This is a genomic window from Paenibacillus sp. 32O-W, from assembly GCF_007679495.1.
In the GTDB taxonomy this organism is placed as follows: Bacteria; Bacillota; Bacilli; order Paenibacillales; family NBRC-103111; genus Paenibacillus_L; species Paenibacillus_L residui.
Window position 1 is genome coordinate 1 of the sequence record NZ_VEGP01000151.1, and the last position, 1,417, is coordinate 1,417.

Annotated in this window: 1 protein-coding gene; it reads left to right on the forward strand. The window is 47.2% G+C overall.

The annotated features are described in order from the left end of the window. The first annotated feature begins 113 nt into the window (after positions 1-113). Positions 114-1,343 (forward strand): IS701 family transposase, encoded by a 1,230-nt coding sequence (locus tag FS806_RS25195; protein ID WP_144942092.1) that lies wholly within the window; start codon positions 114-116, stop codon positions 1,341-1,343. Positions 1,344-1,417 lie beyond the last annotated feature (74 nt).

Genomic DNA, 1,417 nt, shown 5'->3' on the forward strand with positions numbered 1-1,417 from the left:
GAAATTTAGAACCTTTGTCGAATAACAGAATAGAAGAAGGACATCGTCCATGAATCGAGAAATTGTTGTTCACCACAAACACAATTTCCAATAAAAGGAGATGTCCCATTCTCATGGTATCCCTCTATCTGCCGATCGTCAAGTTCATTTTGGCACTGAAATTGGAATTTTCCAAACCACAGTTGAATCATTTGTTCACTTTGGTCCATGGCATCATTCTCTGTGCCGGACGTAAAAATATCACGCAGATTCAGCACGCTGCTAAAGACCACCATCATTTAAGCAGTCTCACGAATTTTTTGAATCATTCGCCATGGTGTATGAATCGCATGCAGCGCAGGCGAATTCAGGCGATCATGAACCGCATTCGGAAATCGCACCTTAACGGTGGCGATTCCCGAAGAATCGTGTTCCTGATCGTAGATGACACCTGTTGTAAGAAAGACCGGACGACAAAGAAAATGGAGGCGCTCAGCTTCCAGTATTCGCATGAAGAAGGCAAATCCGTCTGGTGTCACAATCTCGTTACTACTCATGTCGTCAGCGACGGTCAATCTTACGCCTTCGATTTTCGCCCTTACTACCCGAGCGAATATTGTGAATCCCAACGGATCGCGTTCAAGAGCAAGAACGATTTGGCCGTCGAAATGATCGAAGCTTTTCCGGCAAACGATAACGAGCGCGTTTATGCGCTGATGGATAGTTGGTATACCAGCGGGAAAGTCGTCAACGCCTGTAATCGCAAAGGGTTTCATGTCATTGCCGCCATCAGGACGAACCGACTCATCTGTCCATCTGGCATGACCATCAAGATTAACGATTTCGCCGAGCAGTATATTCGCAAATCCGATCTCCGCTCCGTTACGGTGGACGGTCAGGGTGTGTACTGGGTTTATGCTTATGAGGGGCCGGTCAGCGAAATCGAGAATGTCAGGCTGCTGCTTTCTTGGAAAGACGAATACACCCCATCGAGCAAACCGCAGGTTTGTCTTCTGTGTACGGATCCGACGTTGGATCTCGTTACCATTCAACGTTACTATCACGTACGCTGGAACATCGAGACGGGTTATCGTTATTTCAAGGAATTGCTGGGCTTTGACCAATATCAATTGCTTTCGTTTCACGGTATTCAGCGATTTTGGGCCATTCAGTTCCTGACGCAGAACTTCCTGGAGTTTCAACGGCAGGAGTGGATGAATGGCGGTACTGATGTGACGCTTGGCGATGTGGTACGTCGCATCCGAGAAGAGTTCTTTGGGCAAATTGTCGTATATGTTTACCAACAAGCCCTGGAAAAGAAACCGCTTCTCGACATTTTGCGTCATCTCAGACTCTCAGCCTAAACCGTTACTTTACCGTTCACGCTACAGGTCTGCCCTTTTCAGGCGTAAAGTACCGCGATTCGCAAGACTCAAGT